The sequence below is a fragment of the Trichocoleus sp. FACHB-262 genome (assembly GCF_014696035.1).
Lineage (GTDB): Bacteria > Cyanobacteriota > Cyanobacteriia > FACHB-46 > FACHB-46 > Trichocoleus.
The window spans coordinates 172,463-194,393 of the sequence record NZ_JACJPK010000017.1 but is presented as its reverse complement, the minus strand read 5'-3'; the positions used below and the strand labels follow the sequence as shown (position 1 = coordinate 194,393).

The window sequence follows — 21,931 nt, the reverse complement described above, 5'->3', positions numbered from 1 at the left end:
AACAATCATTCCTAACTAGTCAGTCTTGTGTACTTATTAATTCCAGCCGCCGGAATGGGTCGTCGCATGGGTAGCGATCGCAATAAATTGCTTCTGACCCTCCTAGAAAAACCTTTGCTCGCTTGGACCTTGCTGGCGGCGGAAGCGTCTCGTCACATCCAATGGATCGGTATTGTGGGCCAGCCAGAAGATTGGCCTGACTTCAAAGAAATTATTGCTAGCGTCTCCCTCACCAAGCCTGTAGAGCTGATTCAAGGTGGATCGACTCGTCAGGAATCGGTTTACAACGGCCTGCATGCACTCCCACCAGAAGCCGATCGCGTGCTGATTCATGATGGTGCCCGCTGTTTAGCAACTCCAGAACTACTCGATCGCTGTGCTGAAGCCTTGTTCAAGTGTTCCGGGCTGATTGCCGCCATCCCCGTCAAAGACACAATCAAAGTGGTGGAACCACAAACCCATTGGATCAACAGCACTCCCGATCGCCAATTTTTGTGGGCCGCTCAAACGCCCCAAGGCTTTGACGTAGCGCAACTGAAGCAATGTCACGAAACAGGGCGATCGCAAGGTTGGGAAGTCACGGATGATGCCGCCTTGTTTGAAAAGTGCAACCTGCCTGTGCAGATTGTGCCCGGAGAAGAAACCAACTTGAAAGTGACTACTCCAGTAGATTTGGCGATCGCAGAGTTCATTCTGCGCCAACGCTTAAGCTCCTCAACTCCGACTTAAAATTTATTGCTGCTTTACTTCCAGAAAGCCAAGTCCCTAAAATAACGCCAGCTTAAGGAATAGGGACGCTGTTATGAGTAAAAGATTGGCAGGTAAAGTGGCTGTGGTGACGGGTGGCTCTAAAGGTTTGGGGCAAGCCTTCGCCAAGCGACTGGCCGAAGATGGAGCTGATGTCGCGATCGCCGCCACCTCACTAGCCACCGAGACCGAAGAAATAGTTAAAGCAACAGGACAACGGGCGATCGCGCAAATTTGTGACGTTACTGATCCTGACTCTGTGGCTGAGTTTGCAGCGGTGGTGCAAGCGCAACTGGGAAAATGCGACATTCTAGTCAATAACGCAGGCATTTATCCCTTTCACGCTTTTGATGAGATGAGCTTTGAAGATTGGCGCAAAGTCTTAGCCGTGAGCTTGGATGGCACCTTCCTCATGTGTAAAGCCTTTATTCCAGGCATGAAAGAACGTCAGTTTGGCCGCATTATTAACCTCACCTCCACCGCCAATTGGCTCGTGATTCCTAACCTGGCGCACTACAACACCGCCAAAATGGGTGTAATCGGCTTAACCAGAGCCCTAGCCACCGAAATGGGAGAATTTGGCATTACCGTGAATGCAGTCGCCCCTGGTTTAGTTCGCACAGGCACCACAGAAGCAGGACCACAAGTGCACATGTTTGACGCGATCGCCCAGATGCAAGCCATCAAACGAACTGCTGTCCCCGACGAGATCGTTGGTGCTGTCTCATTTCTCGCCTGCCAGGATGCTGCCTTGATCACCGGACAAACCCTAGCGATCGATGGTGGCTTAGTGCGGTTGTGAATTTAAGGATGAAAGGTGAGGAGTGAGAGGAGAGGAGTGAGGAGTCAGAGAAAAAGACTCGAAACACTTACCGTCAGCTTCGTTTGGAGGGGTCTGGGGGACGCAACCGTCCCTCAGCGGGAGTTTGAGGGCAGGTGCCCTCAAGGGCTCGGATTTACCAAATTGAGCTTTACTCAAAATCCAAGCGATCGCTCCCCTCAAGCTCCAGTCACAGTTGAGTCAGCAGTAGAAGTAGGCATCACCCAAGACTCACTCGGCAAAAACTTAATCGGAGTCTCCGCAATCATCGCTTCGATTTCACCCTTAATCACCTCATCCGCCAAAAAATTAGCCGTGAGTAAGAACTTGAGAATTTGAAACGATCGCGTGTTGGTTTGAAAATAGCCGCCATGCACATCCAGTTTTTTGATACCAAACAAAAATAGCGTTGTGTTGATCAGGTCAATCAGTAGACCATTAAACCGATTGAGCGAAAAAGCTACCGCATTCACGCCACCTGTTTCTTGATCACCCCGCATCTCCGAGCAATCCAGATAGTTGAACTTGCGGAACAGCTCATAAGACGAAGTTGGTTGCACCGCTCGCTCCGAATGAACCATGATGCGGATGTAAGGACGGTACTGGATACTACCGCTGACCCGAATCGGCTTGAGATAAAGATTGCCCAGCCGCATCCCAGCCATTTGAATGCTCGGCTCACTAAACCAATTGCTCACCGTAGACAGATAACGCAGCACAATATCGCGATCGCTCGACATCAAATAAATTCGCCGACAGCGCCGCATCGCCGATCGCACATAGTTGTTGCGGCCCTCTCGCATAAATTCCAAGGGAATATCTGGTGAGGCCAAAATCAACGTGTCTAAGCGCAGATGCTCGCCAATGCTGTCAGCTTCCTCACCCACTGGACTGCTGGGGTCAGGCAGTAAGCTACCTTGGTCATCCTTGCCAAAGCGATCGGACAAAATCCGCAGCACAGTGACCACCAAAAGCCCACCCATGCTGTGACCGATGAGATTGAGGCTGAGCTGGCGATCGCTTGTGGTTGGTGCATTTGTCTCTATTGCCTGAGGCGAATCAGAGGTTGAACGCTTAGCGAGATTGCTTAAGGCTCGGTCCAACCGCCAGAAAAACTCAGCTAAATCTGGAGCGCCGTAATGAATTGCTCGGTAGCGATCGCGCAGATAGACCACAACCCGCAGCAGCAGAAACACAATCGTCCACAGCAGAAATATGGTGGGCACAATCCAGTACCACTGCACCGCCAAATCGACGGTGTCCACAAAATCGCTCCACTCCCAGACTTGAGCAATGCCAGGAAGCAGCCCCAACAACTTCAGTACTGGAATGCCAAACAGCTTCAGAAAAACATAGAGCAACGTACCGAAAATTCCCGCTATCCCGCTCACCACAAATAAAAACTTGAAAACAATGCCGAGATGGCTGCGGTAGTCAGCCCACAAACCAGGACTAGTCACAGGCTGCTCACTCGGCCATTGGTAGCCGATGTAAAAGTGGTCGTCTTGTAGCGTCCGAGCGTGGGTAGTGGGGTCAGGATGGTTTAGCTCGTCGGCCTCATTCGTAAACGATTCGTAAAAACCTGAAGCAGGGCTGGAATAGCCATGAGTTCTGAGGCTGAGCCGCTTGGCATCACGCTCCTGAATGATCCGAGCGAATTCATCGACGTTGAATAGAGGCCGAAATCGATGTAGAGGCGGCAGTTGGCGATCGACCTCTAGCGAAACCGGAGCCGTGCTAGTCACCAAAAAAGTATTAGGATGCTCAAGATCGGCGTAAACCTCAAAGTTGCGGCTAATTGCTTGAGAAAACTGGCGCAACTTCCAACAGTTGAGCGTTTCAATCACAAACTCAACATTCACTTTGCGATGAAAGTCAGGATACTTCTCTGGGCTGCATAAGCTCTGCAAAACTTCGGCGATCGCTGCTTCCGAGCCTAACCCCGCATAAGTTGGTAAGGGCTCTGCTGTCGTGACTAGCGGATGGGGAGGCGTAGGATAAGCCAGCTGAACAATCCGCGCTTTAGTCCACCAGTCAGAAAATGGGGCCGCATTGCGCGTAATGGATTCTAGCCAACGACAATCATTCTGAATGGTTTCAGCAGATTTTCCTTCCCACGAGAACGGTAGACTGTCGAAAAAGCGCCGAGTAACCATAAGCAATTTCAAACTGAGGATCAGTAAACAGGTCGAAGGTCAATAAATCCGAGTGAATTGGCAAATTCTAAACTTCGGACTTGACTTAACGCCTGAAAATAACTAATCCTTCACAGTTCTCAATTCCGGTTAGGGCTGTTGAGCTTGATTTTGAGATTCAGCATCTTGACGAGTAAAAGCTAAATGTGATTTAGATTCGCCGGTTGTCAAGCTGACCCAGCCCAAGCCTTCACTGGTGCCTACCCACACTTTGTTGCCCGTGTCAGGAGAGAGGGCCAAAATTTCATCAGAAGGCAAGTTGGGAATTTGACCCGCGATCGCTCCGTTGTAAGGATTGACCCGCACCAAGCCCTTAGTGGTGCCAACCCAAAGACTCCCCACTTTGTCGAACTGTACCGATATGACATTGCGACCCCGGAGCTGAGTCACCGATCGCAGTACTTGGCCAGTCCTAGGGTCAACTTCGAGCAGCGCATTGGGCGTGCCAGCCCACAAAGTCCCTCTAGGACCAAGCGTCAAGGCTTGAACCGTGGTTCCGGGCACATCCGGCTGTTGTCTGAGGATAAAGCCATTGGCAGTATTGATCTGCACCAACCCTTCTAAAGTGCCCACCCACAGTTGCCCTTGCGGGTCGAGGCTTAAAGCATTGGCACTCACCCCTGGCAAATCTTTCACGGTGGTCATCAGCAACCCTTGGTCTGGGCTAATCAGTGCCAAACCGCGATCGGTGCCTACCCACAGATAACCCCGACGATCGGTTAGCAGCGACAAGACCCGGTTAGAAGGTAGGGAGAAATTTTGGGCGGTCGTTTCATTGCTCCGGGGGTCAACGCGCAACAGACCTGTATAAGTTCCTACCCAAATCCGTCCCACTTTGTCTTGGGCCAAGGCTCCAATGGTGTAGTTTGGCAGTTTAATTCGCGCCAAAATGTTGCCTGTGTTGGGGTTAATCCGGGCTAAACCCTGCCAAGACCCCACCCACAAACTGCCTGTAGAGCCTGCCTGTAAGGCAGTCACCCGGAAATCTGCTCCCAGGGTTTCAGTTTCTTGGGATTGACGATCGCTAGGTAGCGGCCTCACGCGGAGGGGTGGCGCTTCTCTGGGGTAAACGGGCGCGCTACCTCCAACTGCTGATTGAGCCAAGGTACGGCTAGCTAGCCCGTTAAATTGACCAATTACCCCCGGCAAACCTAGCCATAGCAATGTGGCACCAAAAATCACACCAATATGAGTTCGCAAAGCTGCCATGACAAAGCTCCTACCGTGGGAAGTAAGCAGTGAAATAATAGACGTTAAATGAGAGGCTCTTAACCCAGTAAGTGTATGAGTTTTAGAGCGCGATCGCGCCTTAATTATCTAGGAATAGAGAATTTCGACCCACCCTACTATAAGCCTTAGGGACAGCCGAGTTGAGTCCCTAGAGCTAGAACAGTTGAGGCTGAATAGCATCTTGTGCATCAGCATACCCCGCTAGTTCCTGAATCAGTCAGGAATTCGGCAAAAAATGTTCCGAATTTAGAGCGATCGTCAGCTACTAGATGCAAATAAATTCAGAGTTAAAAATTGCTTGGCCGTGAAAAAAACATAGGCTTGATCAGTGGGCGATCGTAAGTCCCCCTACTTTGAATACGACTTGATGAATTTATCTAATATTTCCCTGAGATTCTTGATCCCTAATTTATTTTCGATTGAACTCTACATGCATAAGATGGCAATTTTTCAAATGAACTTAATTTAAGAAAACGACGAATTTATGCGGTTCTACTCCCGTTTGAATTGAGATCCATCAAGAAAAATATGTAACTTTTACTTTTAAGATCTTTCTATAAGTAAAAAATATAAGTGAGTAAAGAATGTTTAAGGTTTAGCTTATTGAATTCCTGATATATTTTGTTTGAGCTTACCGATGGGCACAGAGTGAACCAGGTAAAAGGTGGGGTCGCACCAGCTTAGTGAAGCTTTGGCAATGTCAAGTTCATAGGCAAAGGTACCTACGCACAGTATTCAGACTCGGTTAGAGAAGTATCTTTATAGTCTCAATTTGGTCTGGATGCACTCAGTTAATCGATGTAAGTTGAGTGATTCCTAGGAAGGGAAAGTATGTCATATTCGCAAAGTAAGACTCAGACAAAAACTGGGTATCAGGCTGGTGTTAAAGATTATCGCCTGACCTATTACACCCCAGACTACACACCCAAAGATACAGACGTGTTGGCTGCTTTCCGGGTAACTCCTCAGCCTGGCGTTCCTCCCGAAGAAGCTGGCGCTGCTGTAGCTGCTGAGTCTTCCACAGGTACTTGGACCACTGTATGGACCGACTTGCTGACCGACCTCGATCGCTACAAGGGTCGTTGCTACGATATCGAGCCCGTTCCTGGTGAAGACAACCAGTACTTCTGCTACGTCGCTTACCCTCTCGACCTGTTCGAAGAAGGTTCTGTGACCAACATGTTGACCTCGATTGTAGGTAACGTGTTTGGTTTCAAAGCACTCCGGGCTCTGCGTCTTGAAGACATGCGGATTCCTGTTGCTTACTTGAAGACCTTCCAAGGTCCTCCCCACGGGATTCAAGTTGAGCGCGACAAACTGAACAAGTACGGTCGTCCTCTGTTGGGTTGCACCATCAAGCCTAAGCTTGGTTTGTCTGCTAAGAACTATGGTCGTGCCGTTTACGAATGTCTGCGTGGTGGTCTCGACTTCACCAAAGACGACGAAAACATCAACTCTCAGCCTTTCATGCGCTGGCGCGATCGCTTCCTGTTCGTTCAAGAAGCAATTGAAAAAGCTCAAGCTGAAACTGGCGAGATCAAGGGTCACTACCTCAACGTGACTGCTCCTACCTGTGAGCAAATGATGCAGCGGGCTGAATTCGCCAAAGAAATCGGCACCCCCATCATCATGCACGACTACCTCACCGGTGGTTTCACTGCAAACACCACCCTGGCTCGCTGGTGCCGTGATAATGGAGTCCTGCTCCATATTCACCGGGCTATGCACGCGGTTATCGACCGTCAGAAGAACCACGGTATTCACTTCCGCGTTTTGGCGAAGTGCTTACGGATGTCCGGTGGTGACCACCTGCACTCCGGTACCGTTGTAGGTAAGCTCGAAGGTGAAAAAGCGATCACCATGGGCTTCGTTGACCTGATGCGTGAGAACTACGTGGAGCAAGACCGCTCTCGTGGTATTTTCTTCACCCAAGACTGGGCTTCCATGCCTGGTGTAATGCCTGTTGCTTCCGGTGGTATCCATATTTGGCACATGCCAGCGCTGGTAGAAATCTTTGGTGATGACTCCTGCTTGCAGTTCGGTGGTGGTACCCTCGGTCACCCCTGGGGTAACGCACCTGGTGCAACCGCTAACCGCGTGGCTTTGGAAGCTTGTATCCAAGCTCGTAACGAAGGTCGCAACTTGATGCGTGAAGGCGGCGACGTCATCCGTGAAGCTTGCAAGTGGAGCCCTGAATTGGCTACCGCCTGCGAACTCTGGAAAGAAATCAAGTTCGAATTCGAGGCAATGGACACTCTCTAAGGCTGAAGGAAATACAAAGGATGAAGTTTGCCTTCATCCTTCATCCCTCATCCTTCATCTGTTTCCATTGGCTGGGGTCGTTGCATGGATATCAAAAGAATTGCCAAAGATACAACGAAGGTGCTAGTTAGCTACCTGACTTACCAGGCAATGCGAACAGTCCTAGCTCAATTAAGTGAAACGAATCCGCCATTAGCCCTTTGGTTGCATCGCTTCTCTGGTCAAGGCACCATCCAAGACGGAGAACTATACCTCAAAGCGCTCCTGAAAGAAAATCAGGAACTGGCATTTCGCATCATGACCGTAAGAGAGCATCTAGCGGAGTCAGTAACCGAATTTCTACCCGAAATGGCGCGTGCTGACATTAAGCAGGCCAACGTTGAGCACCGGCGTCAACAGCTGGAGCGAATGAGCCAGCTCACCACGACTGATGCTCCCCCCCAGCCTGAACCTGTCCAAGATTCTGAATCTAATCTGGATAACCTACCGGGTTAGCAGTGAGATTTAGTCCACATAAACGTAAGAAATAGCAACAGGACCCATGAGAACTCTACCCAAAGAGCGTCGTTACGAAACCTTATCCTATCTTCCCCCTCTGTCTGACGCTCAAATCACCAGACAGCTCCAGTACATCCTCGACCAAGGCTACATTCCTGCTGTAGAGTTCAGCGAAGATTCCGATCCTGAGCAGCACTACTGGACCTTGTGGAAGTTGCCTCTGTTTGGTGCATCTAGCACTCAAGAAGTTCTCAGTGAAGTACGCGCTTGCCGCTCTGAGTACTCTAATTCCTACATCCGTGTTGTGGGTTTCGACAACATCAAGCAGTGCCAAGTGTTGAGCTTTATCGTTCACAAGCCCAACACCAACCGCTACTAAGCTTGTATCTACCAAGTAAGCCAGGGCATTTGTTTACCTGTGCTTAATATCAACCTAGTGCAATCACTCTCCTAGGTGAAAGTCTGGAGGGGTAGAAGACTCTACCTCTCCTTATTTTTTGGATTATTTAAGATTCTTTGCCCCGTTTAGCGATCGCGTTTGTCAGAAAAACTTAACATTAGTTTTAGGCCCAGCAGTTTACCTCCCCCAACGTCATGAGCTACTACATCTCGCCTCGCTTCCTGGATAAACTAGCTGTTCATATCACGAAAAACTTTCTCGATTTACCCAACGTCCGAGTTCCTCTGCTTTTGGGCATCCACGGTCGTAAAGGCGAAGGGAAATCTTTTCAGTGCGAGTTAGTGTTCGAGCGCCTGGGAGTCGAAGTTGTCCATATGTCGGCGGGCGAGTTAGAAAGCCCAGATGCGGGAGATCCGGCTCGCCTAATCCGCCTGAGATACCGAGAAGCTGCCGAGTTGGTGCGGACACGAGGCAAAATGACCGTGCTGATGATCAACGACTTAGACGCTGGAGCTGGGCGACTTGATCAAGGGACGCAGTACACCGTAAACACCCAGTTGGTGAACGGCACCTTAATGAATATTGCCGACAACCCTACCAACGTCCAACTCCCTGGCAGTTACGACTCGACCCCATTGCACCGTGTGCCGATCATTATCACAGGAAATGACTTGTCAACTTTATACGCCCCCCTGATCCGGGACGGGCGGATGGATAAGTTCTATTGGGAGCCGAATCGGGACGACAAAATTGGCATTGTTGGTGGCATTTTTGAAGCGGATGCGATTCAGCAGCAAAACATTGAACAGCTTGTCGATCACTTTATCAATCAGTCTGTCGATTTCTTTGGAGCGCTCCGGTCTCGGCTCTACGATGAACAGGTGCTGAACTTCATTAAAGATGTCGGGTACGATCGCGTCTCCCTCAGGGTGGTTAATAGTGGCGATCGCCCCCCCGAATTCCACAGACCTGACTTTAGCTTGCCGCATCTAATTGAAGTCGGTGAATTTATGGTGCAAGAGCAGCAACGGGTGCAGCAAATGCGCTTGTCAGAAGAATACAATCGCAACTTGCGGCTAGGATTCCATCGGACCAATGAAGAGGAATCTCGCCCGGCTCCCCAACCTCGACCTGAACAGCCAATCGCTCCTCCTCAGCCTGCCAATGGCAACCGTTCCAAAAGCGTGAACCAGGAATCTAACCAGCGTCCCCAGCCTACAGCTCAGCAGACCCACTCTACTAGCACCAAGTTAAATGTTGAGGCGGCGGACCAAGTCCAGCAAATTTTGGCTCAAGGCTACCGCTTGGGCATTGAATTTGTGGATGAGCGTCGCTTCCGTACTAACTCCTGGCAATCCTACGCTGCGATTCAAGGCCATGAGTCAGAGGCGATCGCAGCGTTAGAAGCCTGCTTAGCAGAGCATAGTAATGACTACGTTCGGGTGGTGGGCATTGATCCCAAAGCCAAGCGCCGCATGATGGAAACGGTAGTTCAACGCCCAAATGGCAAAGCGAGTTAATAATTTGAGTTGCTAGATAGAAAAATTGACGTAACTCGGGCTATAATAAGGATCGACTCGGACCCACGCGGCCATAACGCCCAAATCTTGTCAGGACCGGAAGGTAGCAGCAATACGGGATGCTTATAGCAGGCGTGGTCTCCGGGTCTCCTTTGTTTTAAAGGGTACTTGGAAACTGCCAGGGGCGATCGCTGCATTTCACGCTTACCTGAGCTTATAGAGTTTTTCATTTAACAAGCTAAGCTAGCAAGCCAAGCATTATAGCTATGGGCAGTGATTTCGATTTCTGCTTATCCTAGAAGCATCTGCTTCAAGAGTCTGGATGCTAGAAGTGCAAATATGGCAAAACTTCCAGCATGGCTCAATACAATTAAACTTTTAAGCTGCTAAGGAGCTGTGGTTGATATGGCTGGATTTGGAGATCTTGTCCAAAAAGCGTTTTACCTAGGAGTCGGACTGGCCTCCTATGCAGGCGAGAAAGCTGGCGGCAAGTTAGGGGAACTGCGGGTACAAGCCCAAAAACTAGCAGATGAACTCGTGGCTAAGGGAGAAATGAGTACGGAAGAAGCCCGTCGATTTGTTGATGATATGGTGAATCGAGCCCAGCAACCTGGGGCAGCTCCCGCTCCAGAACCAACAAGCTCCGAACCGCGACGGATCGAAATTCTCTCAGATGATGAAGAGCCAACTAAGGCTGAAACGCAAAATGTAGACAATTTGCGCCAGCAAGTGATGGATTTGCAAGAGGAACTACGGCGCCTAGAGCGAGAGTAGTTGCTGTGTGTAAACAGAATGCTACGGAGTCATCTATCTAAGTTATGATTTTTGATCAGTCTCCCTCACCAATTGTTAAAGCTGAAGTTGGTAGATGGGGGTTTCATCCAGTGTGTTGGCGCTGACTAGAGACAAGCTCGGCGCAGTCCCCGCTCTCGCTTGCAGACAAGCAACAAATTTATGGAAGATTGGTCAAAAGATTTCTTTACTAGCTTCGAATTAGTAGCTGATGAAGTAGAGCTGTTTTTTTTAGAGGTAAAGCGAGATATTGATGATGCGATTGATATCTTTGCCAAGCTCTCAGAGGAAATCGTAGAACAAGTACAAGGCACGATTTTTACTGAAGTTGACCAGCGACTTGATGAGCTGACCAGCTCGTTCCTAGAGCTATATTTTGGGTTGGAGAGTTCCGACATAGAATCGATGGAACCTTTGTTCTACAACGTAGAGCCAATTGTCACTAAACATCCTGCTTGCATGGGATGTAGCCACTATCACGGGCAAATTTACGGTGGTAATCCTCTAGTCTGTGGCATGCACCCCTACGGAGTAGAGACAGAGAAGTGCTCTGACTGGGAATCGTTCTAGGGGTTCGCTTATACCTACAGCTAAACTCTCAGCGGGACAATAAAGGGAAAAAGTGACCTACAGGGCCTTGTCCTTTCCCAATATCCAGAGCGTGAGTCAAGGCTGTAGTGACGTAGTCTTTAGCCATCTTGGTAGCAGACAGTAAATCTTTGCCGTCTGCTAAATTGGCGGCGATCGCGGCTGAGAGAGTGCAGCCAGTGCCGTGGGTGTTTTTTGTGTCAACACTAGAAGTGGTCAAAGTTTCTAGATGCTGGCCATCAAACCAGACATCAACCCCTCGCAGTTCGCCAGCCATGCCCCCGCCTTTGACCAATACTGCTTTAGCTCCTAGCTGATAAATCCGTTGAGCCGCTGCTTGCATGTCATCGAGTGTGACGATTGTCAGACCGCTTAAAAGTTGAGCCTCGTAGCGATTGGGGGTGACGATCGCAGCTTGGGGAATTAAGGCATCTCTTAATGTGGCGATCGCCGAGTCATCGATCAACTGTGCTCCAGTCCGAGACACCATGACTGGATCGACGACCAAATTCTGCAGTCGCAAAAGCTGCACCTGCTGTGCCACCGCTGCGATAATTTCTTGGTTCAGCAGCATCCCCGTCTTAGTCGCTTGCACCCTGATGTCTTGCACCACCGCTTCTATCTGAGCCACGACAGCCGCAGCAGGCAACGCATCAACGCGATTGACTCCTAAAGTATTTTGGGCCGTGATACAAGTGAGCGCACTAGTGCCATGCACTTGATGAAAGGCAAAAGTGCGTAAGTCAGCCTGAATTCCTGCCCCACCACCGCTATCAGAACCCGCGATCGTCAGTGCCACAGGAATCCGTGAATTCCCTGTCAGGGTCATATTAAATCAATCCAAAGTGACGAACTGAAATATCACTGCCTAAGGGCACTCAACTCTTGAGCGAGTCTTTAACGAGTTGGGGGTCTCTCTCTTCTTCTTTGAAGAAACTCAGGAATGTCTGGTTCACCAGGTCTATTTCTCGGTTCGTTGACTGGCGTTTGAGGGGCCTGAGGCGTAATCGGAGGGGTGACACCTCGGCGCAGTGGCGCGACTCTAGCGGGTTGAGCTGCGGGTTGAGCCTCACCCGTAAAACCTGTGGCAATGACCGTGATCCGAATTTCTCCCTGCATACGCTCGTCGATGACTGCCCCAAAGATGATATTGGCATTGGGATCAACGACTTCATAGATGATTTCGGCAGCAGCATTGACTTCATGGAGCGTTAAGTCAGTGCCGCCCGTGATATTGAAGACTACCCCTTTAGCTCCATCAATGGAGGATTCCAGAAGGGGTGATGAAATAGCAGCCATCGCGGCTTCTCTTGCCCGTGACTTGCCAGAACCAATGCCAATGCCCATTAAGGCAGAGCCTGCATCAGCCATCACGGCTCGTACGTCAGCAAAGTCTACGTTGACCAAACCAGGGATGGTAATGATGTCAGAAATGCCTTGCACCCCTTGGCGCAGAATATCATCAGCGACTCGGAATGCTTCCTGAACCGGAGTCTGCTCGGAGATCACCGACAGTAGTTTGTCGTTGGGAATAACAATTAAGGTATCGACTCGGCTCTGTAGCGCTGCGATGCCCTCATCGGCTTGGCTGGTGCGTCGTCTGCCTTCAAAGGTAAACGGACGAGTTACGACTCCTACCGTTAAAGCACCTACTTCCTTAGCAATCTCAGCCACAATCGGAGCTGCGCCAGTTCCGGTGCCACCACCCATGCCAGCGGTGATGAACACTAAGTCAGAGTTTTCTAGGGCTGCTGCAATTTCATCGCGGGACTCTTCTGCTGCTTTCTGCCCGATCGCCGGATTACCACCTGCACCTAGACCGCGAGTCAATTTTTGGCCAACTTGTAAATGCTTGGGGGCCATCGCTTGAGCCAAAGCTTGAGCATCCGTATTAACGGACCAAAACTCAACTCCTGATACGTCGCTGGCAATCATGCGATTGACTGCGTTGCCACCCCCACCACCAACGCCAATTACTTTGATTTTGGCAACACTACTGGGGACAATCCCCTCCATCCGAGATTCTTCTAGCACAACTTTTGCGTCGCGAGATTGATTAAACCGAACTGTAGAGTTGCTGAACGGGTTTTTGGCAGTATCTGCCACTGAGAAAGAGGATTGCTCTTCTGCGTGGGAGCCTTCGGTGATAGAGCCCAATTTACTATTAGATGTACTATTAGATGTCATTGGATCGGGGATGACTTATAAACAACTTTTTAATTCTGGGCAGCGCTGGGCAACTCTAGTTAACTATAGGGTAAGTCGATTGAAAAACCAATGATAGCATTAGGCTCCCACCCATCTTTAATCTGATTTGATCTGACTGATCAGCAGCATTCCTAAAGACAGTTATCGCTGACTTATTACCTACAGGTGGCAAGCTCAATCAGTGCTATCCGTATTAGATTTTACCGAGTTATTGGTCTTCTGCATTTGAATTGAGGGAGCATCTGGATTTTGTAGATCGACATAAGCAACTTGCTTGGGATTCAGCTTGTCTGAGAGTTTTCGTAGCTGATCCATCGCTTGGATTTGCTCAGCAAATCTAGAACTATAAGAGCCGAAATGAAAGATTCCTAACTCAGTTTTAAGGACTATATTGCTTGGGTCACGCCAGTCAATTTCTGTGACTTTAACAGGGCTTTGGCTAACTGCTTGATACAGCTCAGCCCAATGCGATCGCTTCTGTTCTTGATAGCCAACAATTTTGAGAGTTGGCAACTGGAACGATTGGTCAAAGGAAGTATAGCTCTCAATGGGAATCCAGACACCATTCGCATCCAGAAATCCCACATTTGAGAGACCTGCTGCTGGTTTTGTCTCTTTGTCTTTAATAGCTTCAGCGTTAGGGAGATCGGAGATCATGGCGACGGGATAGCGTTCTTTGACCTGCACAATCAGCCTGGGGGGGAATAGCTGACGTGCTACAGTGGCATCCTCGATCGGCGCTTTTGATTCTAGCTGGGCTGCGATCGCTTGAGGTTCAAGTTGCAGCAACGATTGAGGATAAGCCATTGGCAATAAAGACTGAATGGCTTGAGACGAGAGAAACCGATTACCTGCGATCGCAACTTGTTCGGGTTGGCGAATCACCCAACCTGGCAAGGTGATCACCCAAGCGAGTCCTCCCGCTAGACCGCTGACTGCTATAGTGCGCCAACTGGTTTGCAAGGCTTTCAAGCGTCGTTCTTGGCGGAGCTTCTGGCGTCTTTGCGCGAGTTCGTTTTGAGAGACTGCTGAAATACTAGTCATCGGCACCTCTCAATTCGCAAAATGAAGAGTATGTAGGGACGGGGGAAGATGCATAAGTTTGCGAGTGCAGCGAGGAATGGGCAATTGGGCAATTGGGTGAAGAGCAGACTGGTTACCAAACCATCAACTGAATTAACGAGGAATTGACTGTGTTTGCAACCAACCCTGTAGAAGTTTAATCGCTACTGGCTTAATTTGCGATCGCTAAAGCTAAATATAAGAGGGGATCGCTCCTAGTAGAGGAGGAATTGGCCGCTCGTTGCCCTAGGTTGCCAGATTTAGCATGCAACGTGGCAAATTCCAAGAATTTTACTAGCTTTTATAAAATACGTTGGGGCGATCGCCAAAGTCGCGAGGCGCTAAACAGCTAGGAGTAGCTAGCAAGTTCTTGTTGCAGATGTCTACCCCAATTCGCTGCTAATGTGACATCCGTGAAAGGGATGCGAATGGGCTGGGCTGGGTTAGGTAAAGAAAATTCCAGAAAAATACTACGACCTTTTTGTGGCAATGCGTTTAAGTCTACTGCTTGGTCGTCCACTAGTAGGCGAATGGCTTGAACTTCCTTGAGTGAAAAAGCAGCTAAATTAATTGGGCCGCGACGGGTGGGTTGCCCCCAAGTAAGGTCACTGCCCTGCTGCCCCAGAACGGCGTAAATATCGTATTTAGCTCGCTCAAATTGTTCGGCCCAGCGGCGGTAAGCTTCTACTTTTTGATACTCGTTCCAACCTGCCCAAGCAAGCCAAATAAAGACACTTAGCAAGGGTAGCCACAAAAGACCTCTTTCCATAATCGAGTTTAGAGATAATCCAGAAAAATTATCAGTCCGTAACTATCCTGCAATATTACCGCTACCCCCTAGTGCGTGAGCTATGGTTGAAGGCAACGAGCTGTAGTAATGATTTTCTATGAGAAGGTTGGGGCTGGTGGGCTTGTTTCTGGCGGGGTTAATGTTAGCGATCGCCAGCTTTAAAGGATTGGCAGCGAACGGAACCTACGAATCGATTGTGCTGGATTTTCGCGAGGATATTCCAGCGGTGCAAATTCAACAACAGTTGGATGCGATCGCGCAGCAGTATCAAGTGAAGCCTCGGTTAAATAGCGAGTTTTCCGAGGGCGATCATCTTTACATTGTGGAAGGAAATTCTCGACTTCTACAAGCGCTACAAAAATCTAAACTGGCTAAGTCTACCGAAGCGATCGAGCCGAACTATATTTATCGAGCCTTTTTCGCCCCTAACGATCCCGAATACAGCAAGCAATGGAACCTCAGAAGCATTAATGCGGAAGCTGCTTGGGATGAAACTAAGGGCAGTGGGGTCACCGTCGCCGTAATCGATACGGGAGTTAGCCGGGTACCTGACCTCAAAGACACCCAGTTTGTGGAAGGCTACGACTTTGTCAGCGATCGCAGTGATGCTAGTGATGACAACGGTCATGGTACTCACGTCGCAGGCACGATCGCTCAATCCACTAACAATGGTTATGGTGTAGCGGGAGTTGCTTATGAAGCAAACCTGATGCCTTTGAAGGTTTTGAGTGCAGCGGGTGGCGGCACAGTGGCCGATATTGCCGAAGCAATTAAGTTTGCCGCAGACCACGATGCTGATGTGATCAATATGAGCTTGGGGGGTGGCGGCGAAAGTGAAATCATGCAAGAAGCGATCGCCTATGCGCATGACAAAGGCGTGGTGATCATCGCTGCCGCAGGCAACGCCAATCAAAACTCAGCTTCTTACCCCGCTCGCTACCCACATGTGATTGGAGTTTCCGCTTTAGGCCCGACAGGTGAAAAAGCTATCTACTCCAACTATGGGGCAGGTGTAGATATCGCAGCCCCCGGTGGCCAAACCCAAGGTGAAGACAGCACAGGCGGCATTCTGCAAAATACCATTAATGCAGAAACGGGCGAACCGATCTTTGCGGCTTTCCAAGGCACTAGCATGGCTGCTCCTCATGTGGCTGGTGTAGCAGCGCTGATCAAAGCGTCTGGGGTACAAGAACCCGATGCGATTCGGAATGTACTTTTGGAGTCGGCCCGCGCCGTCACAGATGACGGTCTCAACTACTATGGGGCAGGTCACTTAGATGCCGCCAATGCTGTGAAACTGGCAATGCGAGGGCAAATCACCTTCCGCGATTTCTTCCGCTGGCTGCGGGATAATGGCTATCTCAACCCCCGTTTTTGGATTGATGGCGGTGCCGTGGCCCTACTACCTAAGGTCGCAATGGTGCTGGGGTCCTACTTACTGGCTTGGTTCCTCCGCAACTACTTACCTTTCTGGAGTTGGTCGCTCACTAGTGGGTTAGTTGCTGGAAGCGCAGGGCTATTTGTCTTTCGCGGCTTTTATATTATGGATTTGCCCCAGTGGCCCTTCCGGGTGATGGGTAGTTCAATTCCCGAATTAGGCACAGCGCTTCAAGGGACAAATGCACTGAATCCTATCTTTGCCAGCGTTTTGATTCCCTTCCTCTTGCTGGCCTTGCTTCTCGGCCATGCGGAATGGAAGTGGTTTGCCGTTGGCACAACTTTGGGAGTCGCCTCTTGCTTAGCTGTTAGTGCGTTTATGTCTCCACACCTGCTTTGGCTCGGTACAGGCGCGATCGCCCAAGCTTACTTAGCCGTAAACGCCCTGTTGTGTTTCGGGTTAGCCTATCTGGTAACGAGAGGAGAAGGAGAAGCCGCATGAGTGTGAAAGTCACGGGCAAAATCGAGCGCAAAGGCATCGGACCTGGTACCTGGGCGTTAGTTGGCGAAGACGGCCAATCTTACGAACTGCACAAAGCTCCCGATGACTTGAAAAAGTCTGGCATCCAAGTGACTGTAGAGGGCCAAATCCGGGAGGATGTGATGACATTCGCTATGATTGGCCCCGTTTTAGAAGTCACCAAATTTGAAGTGAAAGATTAACCTTCGCCAGCCGGAACTGTTTCTAGAACCGCCTGTAACCGACTTCTAAACTCACCTTTGGGGTGGCCGCCTTTGACTTCTCCAAGAATCTTAAATTCTGCATCAGGAGAGTCACAAACAATATAAGTGGGCCACCCCATCCCTTCTTTGTCAGGATATTGGGCCAGCAAAATCTTGCGATACTGGCGGTAAGTAGCCGTATCTTGCATCATGCAGTTGATGAAGCGGAGACCGAGTTCTTCAGCCACTTTTTGGTCGTAGAAGGACATTTTGTGGCAAGTCCCACAGTCTTCTGAAGAAAACTTGATAACAGCTCGATCCATAAAATTCCCTTGCCTTCGTTGAGCAAAACTAGAATGAGCGAAACTAGAAGCAACCCTGCGATCGCGGCTCACAAGCTGACGCTAGGGTTTAATTTCGATCATAGGTGCTGATGCGCGTTTACAGAGGTGGGTTGACGATATCGCTGAAGCGATCGCAAAACTTCTTGCTGACAGACCAGCCACCAGTACAAAGTCAAATTCACCAGTCCCAAAAGCTTTGTGCCATCTTCTAGCAGCATTCTGGCAGGTGCCCCTGGAGCCGCAATTCTGAGCAAATCGACCACCCTGGAAATGACAACTAGACTAATCGCTGCTAAGAGCAAGGCGTAGGGTGTGGAGTGAATCCGTTTCCGAAAGCTGAAGATATAGCCCAAGGCAGCTACGCCATAAAGGCTGGCAATTAGCACTTTGGAAACGCCAAACCAAGTTACCAAACTAATCGTAATTCGGTAAACTTCATCAATCAAAATGATCGAAATTCCAGTGGCAGAGAGCAGGAGAAAACGGTCCAATCTACCCTGAGGGTGAATCTGCTTCATCAAGCCTAAGCTAAAGGCACAATAGGCCACTGGTAAGCCCCACAGCACATTGGAGATCAGGGTGAGAAAGCCTAGGTGAGGCTGTTTGGTGGGGTCTGCTTTATGAAATAAGAACTCAATTTCCTGGGGACTACCCCAAACTTTGGCATGCGTGAGCAAAACCAGGAAAAGCACCAAGGTTAAGCCATTGATCCACAGCACAGAACGATTGCCCAAAAGCTGTTGACGAATATTTTTCGTAATCGTGGATAAAGCGGATGCCATCTGCGAAACCAGGGGCTAGCTGCTTTCCGACCATAGCATCGAGCTTATGAAGCCGCAATCAAGGCAATTGAGCGATCGCATCAAGCTCTAGTGAAGATCCAGGCCTTGAGCCAGCCCACAAAAGGAAATCCCCCGACTGCCCGAAGGAGCCAGAGGATTAAAATCAGGGTGCATCTACCAAACTACTTTTCTAGCGCCCTGCCTTGAGATCCGGAAGTTTGTCTGTACAAATGGACAATTTCTCTGATTAAGTGGCAAATGACTGGTAACTTTTTGCCTAACTTCATCGTCATTCCTTAAAGAGCGAAGGATGTTGTGCTCTCTGTAACTCCTCCGCTCGCTCTAGCTCATTTCAAGCTTTTGGGCAGGATTGTCATTAGAGTAGAGTGAGAGCCGATTTGGCATCAGTGGTGGATGGAAGCTCTCAAAAAAGAGCTTGAGAGCAGGAGTGCATTTGTAGGTTAATGGTCTTGCGGAGTGTAGCTGTGACGCAGGAATTTCATCTTTCTGTTACCCCAGTTGGGGAAGATGAGTATTTAATACGGACGGAGCGAGTTGCCCCAGGGGTACCTCTAGCCGAAGAACAAGTGGTTTGGCCCGTTGAAGAGTGGCTAAATCAGGCGCGCCAATTGATGAATGACCCGCTGCTGGGATTGTTGCAGGAAGATGCTTTTGATCCTGGGATAGATAAACTGCATAACCCAGGCGATCGCGAACTGGACTTGGTGCTCGGAGGCAGCGAGCCGAACCAAAATCTACCGCCACGGCATTTGGTAGCGTTAGGACAGCAGCTTTATAATGCTTTGTTCCAGGGTACGATCCGCGATAGCTGGATGACCGCACAAGGAATTGCCCAGCATCGGCGAGAAGTTTTGCGTTTACGTTTAGGCTTAAAAGGAGCCCGCTTAGTTCGCTTGCCGTGGGAGGTATTGCACACCGGAGAGCGGCATCGCGTAGGTGGCGCTTCTCGGCCTTTAGCGACGGGCACAGATGTTTTATTTTCTCGCTATCAACCCAGCCCAGGTTTAGTCGGGGCAACGACAGCTCTGAGAGAGTTGATGCGTGAGTCGCAACAACCACTCAAGATTTTGATGGCGATCGCAGCTCCAACGGATCAAGAGCAACTGGAGCTGAAACGTGAAGCCCTACACCTACAAGAAGAATTGCGTGGCCGTCATGGAGCTGCCTCAGAAGCAGGTGGCGGCACAGCAGAAATTCAGTTGACGATCTTAGACCAACCCGATCGCGAGCAGTTGACTCAAGCTCTAGAGCAAGGCCAGTTTCAAGTTTTGCACTATGCGGGCCACAGCAACTTAGGGGCTGCAGGAGGCAACCTCTACTTGGTGAACGGCAAAACTGGGCTAACCGAGGTGCTGAGTGGAGATGACTTGGCTGGGCTTTTGGTCAACAATGGCATCCGCATGGTGGTGTTTAACTCCTGCCGTAGTGCCTATACCGCCACTTCAGATTTGGAGCATGAGATTGGCGAACAGAATCTCGCTGAAGCTTTGGTGCAGCGGGGCATTCCTGGCGTATTGGCAATGGCTGAGCGGATTCCAGATGATGTGGCACTGACCTTAACCCGCTTGTTTTATCGCAATCTGAAGCAAGGGTATCCAGTGGATCTCAGCTTGAGTCGGGCGCGTCAGGGGTTGATCTCGGCCTATGGCTCTCACCAGTTGTACTGGGCTTTGCCCATTCTCTATCTGCATCCCGAATTTGATGGGCAGTTGATCACTGGGAACGTTCCAGACCTGTACAGTGCGGCTCAAGAAATGGCGACTGCACGTTGGCGGAGTCCTAGCGATCGCCCTACCAATCACTTAACTCCCTTAGGAGAGGTTCATCATTCTGGTTTGACTGACGAGGAAGCCTTCCTAGCCTCCGCTCAGTCTTTAAATGGCATAGCAGCAGATTTAGAGGACGAGCCCTACGACTATGGTGACGAAGACCTGGGTGAGTTAGATGATCTGGAGTTTGATGATGAGTTCGGGTCCGAAGCCGACTCGGCTTTAGTGGCTGAGTTGATTGAGCAGTTGTCAAAAAATCCTGCCGATCCCCAACTGGCCGCAGAAGAACCGTTTTTGTCTGCTCCTGGGGCTGAAAATCTCCGATCAGAACCTCAGCGCCCCCCTTATCTGGATTTGCCAGGCTCACCCAAACCCCAACCTACCTCGCTTAAGTCCACGCCTTCTCGCAACTCGCCACCCCAAACGCCGCCTACCAACCCAGCGATCGATCCACGCTTAAGCCAAGTCTTCTCGGATTTAGAGCAAGGATTAGCTGCCCCTACCAATGCTAGTACCGCGATCGCCACGGCTCGAAGAGCAATTCAAGCAAATCCCAATGATGTTGATGCCTACAACCAGCTAGGATTAGCCCTCTATCAACAAGGTAACTTTGCGGATGCGATCGCTGCCTACCAAGCAGCCCTAAAAATTAACCCCAGCTTGGCTGAGGTGTACAGTAACTTGGCTTTAGCGCTATACAAGCAAGGCAAGATCGCAGAAGCTAAAACAGCATATCAACAAGCGGTGAGCCTGGCGGCACTGCCTGATGGCACGAACTCAACCACAGGTAGAAACTCAGCTTTACAGCCTGAATATCCTCGTCGAAGTTCTAGCGGCTGGGGTGTTTGGTTGCAGCAGCCTCGCAGACGTTCTAAGTTGTGGCTGATTTTAGCGGCAGCAGGAGTTACGGCGATCGCTTTGCTAGGTTTTTGGTGGTTCCAGCGAAACCGGAGTCCTCAAGTTTCGATTCCAGCCTTGCCCGAATCTATCTCTAACAACTCCAACAATTCTTTTGCCATTGATCCGCAAACCAACCAAACTACATTAGACCTGAAAGCAACTAATACGGCTACAGTCACAGCCGCTGCTATTGACTACCTGAGTCGGAAACAACTGGTCGCAGGGCAACAAGCGATCTCGGAACTGCTGGATCGTGGAGCCTTGCCTCAAGCCAGTGCTGCCTTGGCTGCCGTTCCTAATACTGTGATTGATGATCCAGCCGTGAGTTTTCTACGGGGTCGCTTGGCTTGGCAGTCCATGCAAACGGGCAACCAAGACTATAGCGTTGATGATGCCCGTCGTTACTGGGAAACTGCGGTTCGCCAACAAGCTGAAGCTGAACAGACGGATGCAGCCTCCCTAGCGCTGTATCAGAATGCTTTAGGCTTCGCTTACTACGCTGAACAGAATTGGGACCGAGCTAATCGAGCTTGGTTCCAAGCGCTCTACTTGCAAGAAGAAGCACAAACGACCACGCCATCTGAGCCAGGTGTCATTGCTACCACTCCAACGGCAGCAACAGCACCAGCCGCAACTGCAAGGCCAGGAAACCAAGAGAATCTGATGGCTTATGCTGGCCTAGCCCTAGTGCTAGCCAAGTCTGCCCAAAGTCAACCTGCCGAGCAACGCGCTAACCTGCAAAATGAAGCGCTCAAGCTTTATCAAAAAGTGATGACTGAGAATCCAGTGGCCTTCCAGCCTGATGCCTTAAGCAAGAACTGGATGTGGACCGAATCTACGATCAAGGACTGGGGAGCGATCGCTAAACTTCAGCCGCAAACCTAAGATGAAATTTTTCTTGGG

At 50.0% G+C, this 21,931-nt stretch carries 19 protein-coding genes and 1 other RNA gene; 12 read left to right on the top strand and 8 right to left on the bottom strand.

The annotated features are described in order from the left end of the window. The first annotated feature begins 27 nt into the window (after positions 1-27). Both ispD and H6F68_RS01995 read left to right on the top strand, forming a co-directional pair. Positions 28-729 (top strand): 2-C-methyl-D-erythritol 4-phosphate cytidylyltransferase, encoded by a 702-nt coding sequence (gene ispD / locus H6F68_RS02000; protein ID WP_190556108.1) that lies wholly within the window; start codon positions 28-30, stop codon positions 727-729. Between the two features lie 73 nt (positions 730-802). Continuing rightward, positions 803-1,549 (top strand): SDR family NAD(P)-dependent oxidoreductase, encoded by a 747-nt coding sequence (locus H6F68_RS01995; protein ID WP_190556106.1) that lies wholly within the window; start codon positions 803-805, stop codon positions 1,547-1,549. A gap of 197 nt (positions 1,550-1,746) precedes the next feature. Here the strand turns inward: H6F68_RS01995 and H6F68_RS01990 are convergent, their stop codons facing one another. Further along, positions 1,747-3,723, bottom strand: a complete 1,977-nt coding sequence (locus H6F68_RS01990) for an alpha/beta hydrolase (protein ID WP_190556104.1) — start codon at positions 3,721-3,723, stop codon at positions 1,747-1,749. A gap of 129 nt (positions 3,724-3,852) precedes the next feature. Further along, positions 3,853-4,971 (bottom strand): two-component regulator propeller domain-containing protein, encoded by a 1,119-nt coding sequence (locus tag H6F68_RS01985; RefSeq protein ID WP_190556102.1) that lies wholly within the window; start codon positions 4,969-4,971, stop codon positions 3,853-3,855. A gap of 852 nt (positions 4,972-5,823) precedes the next feature. Between H6F68_RS01985 and H6F68_RS01980 the strand changes: the two genes are divergently transcribed. The 7 genes from H6F68_RS01980 to H6F68_RS01950 all read left to right on the top strand — a co-directional run bounded on the left by H6F68_RS01980 (position 5,824) and on the right by H6F68_RS01950 (position 11,034). Beyond that, positions 5,824-7,254 carry a form I ribulose bisphosphate carboxylase large subunit gene (locus H6F68_RS01980; RefSeq protein ID WP_190431588.1) on the top strand — a complete coding sequence of 477 codons (1,431 nt, stop codon included), beginning with the start codon at positions 5,824-5,826 and terminating at the stop codon, positions 7,252-7,254. Between the two features lie 84 nt (positions 7,255-7,338). After that, positions 7,339-7,749 (top strand): RuBisCO chaperone RbcX, encoded by a 411-nt coding sequence (gene rcbX / locus H6F68_RS01975; RefSeq protein ID WP_190431590.1) that lies wholly within the window; start codon positions 7,339-7,341, stop codon positions 7,747-7,749. A gap of 46 nt (positions 7,750-7,795) precedes the next feature. Then, a complete protein-coding gene (locus tag H6F68_RS01970; protein ID WP_190431591.1) occupies positions 7,796-8,131 on the top strand; it encodes a ribulose bisphosphate carboxylase small subunit in 336 nt (111 codons plus the stop codon). Positions 8,132-8,346: 215 nt separating this feature from the next. Next, positions 8,347-9,672: a ribulose bisphosphate carboxylase small subunit gene (locus H6F68_RS01965; protein ID WP_190556100.1), complete on the top strand. Its 1,326-nt coding sequence runs from the start codon at positions 8,347-8,349 to the stop codon at positions 9,670-9,672. A 54-nt stretch (positions 9,673-9,726) separates the two neighbouring features. After that, positions 9,727-9,823, top strand: an RNA gene (ffs, locus tag H6F68_RS01960) — signal recognition particle sRNA small type. A gap of 254 nt (positions 9,824-10,077) precedes the next feature. Then, on the top strand, positions 10,078-10,446 hold the full coding sequence (locus H6F68_RS01955; RefSeq protein ID WP_190556098.1) for a phasin family protein: 369 nt from the start codon (positions 10,078-10,080) through the stop codon (positions 10,444-10,446). Positions 10,447-10,626: 180 nt separating this feature from the next. After that, positions 10,627-11,034, top strand: a complete 408-nt coding sequence (locus H6F68_RS01950) for a hypothetical protein (RefSeq protein ID WP_190554205.1) — start codon at positions 10,627-10,629, stop codon at positions 11,032-11,034. Positions 11,035-11,062: 28 nt separating this feature from the next. Here the strand turns inward: H6F68_RS01950 and thiD are convergent, their stop codons facing one another. The 4 genes from thiD to H6F68_RS01930 all read right to left on the bottom strand — a co-directional run bounded on the left by thiD (position 11,063) and on the right by H6F68_RS01930 (position 15,091). Further along, a complete protein-coding gene (gene thiD, locus H6F68_RS01945) occupies positions 11,063-11,881 on the bottom strand; it encodes a bifunctional hydroxymethylpyrimidine kinase/phosphomethylpyrimidine kinase (RefSeq protein WP_190556096.1) in 819 nt (272 codons plus the stop codon). A gap of 68 nt (positions 11,882-11,949) precedes the next feature. Further along, positions 11,950-13,068 carry a cell division protein FtsZ gene (gene ftsZ / locus H6F68_RS01940; protein ID WP_199296090.1) on the bottom strand — a complete coding sequence of 373 codons (1,119 nt, stop codon included), beginning with the start codon at positions 13,066-13,068 and terminating at the stop codon, positions 11,950-11,952. Positions 13,069-13,434: 366 nt separating this feature from the next. After that, on the bottom strand, positions 13,435-14,304 hold the full coding sequence (locus H6F68_RS01935) for a cell division protein FtsQ/DivIB (protein WP_190556094.1): 870 nt from the start codon (positions 14,302-14,304) through the stop codon (positions 13,435-13,437). A gap of 367 nt (positions 14,305-14,671) precedes the next feature. Continuing rightward, positions 14,672-15,091: a hypothetical protein gene (locus H6F68_RS01930; RefSeq protein WP_190556092.1), complete on the bottom strand. Its 420-nt coding sequence runs from the start codon at positions 15,089-15,091 to the stop codon at positions 14,672-14,674. Between the two features lie 118 nt (positions 15,092-15,209). Between H6F68_RS01930 and H6F68_RS01925 the strand changes: the two genes are divergently transcribed. After that, on the top strand, positions 15,210-16,991 hold the full coding sequence (locus H6F68_RS01925; protein ID WP_190556090.1) for a S8 family peptidase: 1,782 nt from the start codon (positions 15,210-15,212) through the stop codon (positions 16,989-16,991). Further along, positions 16,988-17,212, top strand: coding sequence for a hypothetical protein (locus tag H6F68_RS01920; protein ID WP_190556088.1), 225 nt, complete (start codon positions 16,988-16,990; stop codon positions 17,210-17,212). The genes H6F68_RS01925 and H6F68_RS01920 overlap by 4 nt, the downstream gene beginning before the upstream one ends. Here the strand turns inward: H6F68_RS01920 and H6F68_RS01915 are convergent. Then, a complete protein-coding gene (locus H6F68_RS01915) occupies positions 17,209-17,535 on the bottom strand; it encodes a thioredoxin family protein (protein ID WP_190556086.1) in 327 nt (108 codons plus the stop codon). The genes H6F68_RS01920 and H6F68_RS01915 overlap by 4 nt on opposite strands. Positions 17,536-17,633: 98 nt before the next feature. Beyond that, the gene (locus tag H6F68_RS01910) at positions 17,634-18,338 is read right to left on the bottom strand and encodes a hypothetical protein (protein ID WP_190554212.1); all 705 of its coding nucleotides are present in this window, start codon (positions 18,336-18,338) and stop codon (positions 17,634-17,636) included. A gap of 485 nt (positions 18,339-18,823) precedes the next feature. Here H6F68_RS01910 and H6F68_RS01905 point away from each other — a divergent pair, with 485 nt between their 5' ends. Continuing rightward, positions 18,824-21,913: a CHAT domain-containing protein gene (locus H6F68_RS01905; protein ID WP_206755492.1), complete on the top strand. Its 3,090-nt coding sequence runs from the start codon at positions 18,824-18,826 to the stop codon at positions 21,911-21,913. Positions 21,914-21,931: the final 18 nt, after the last annotated feature.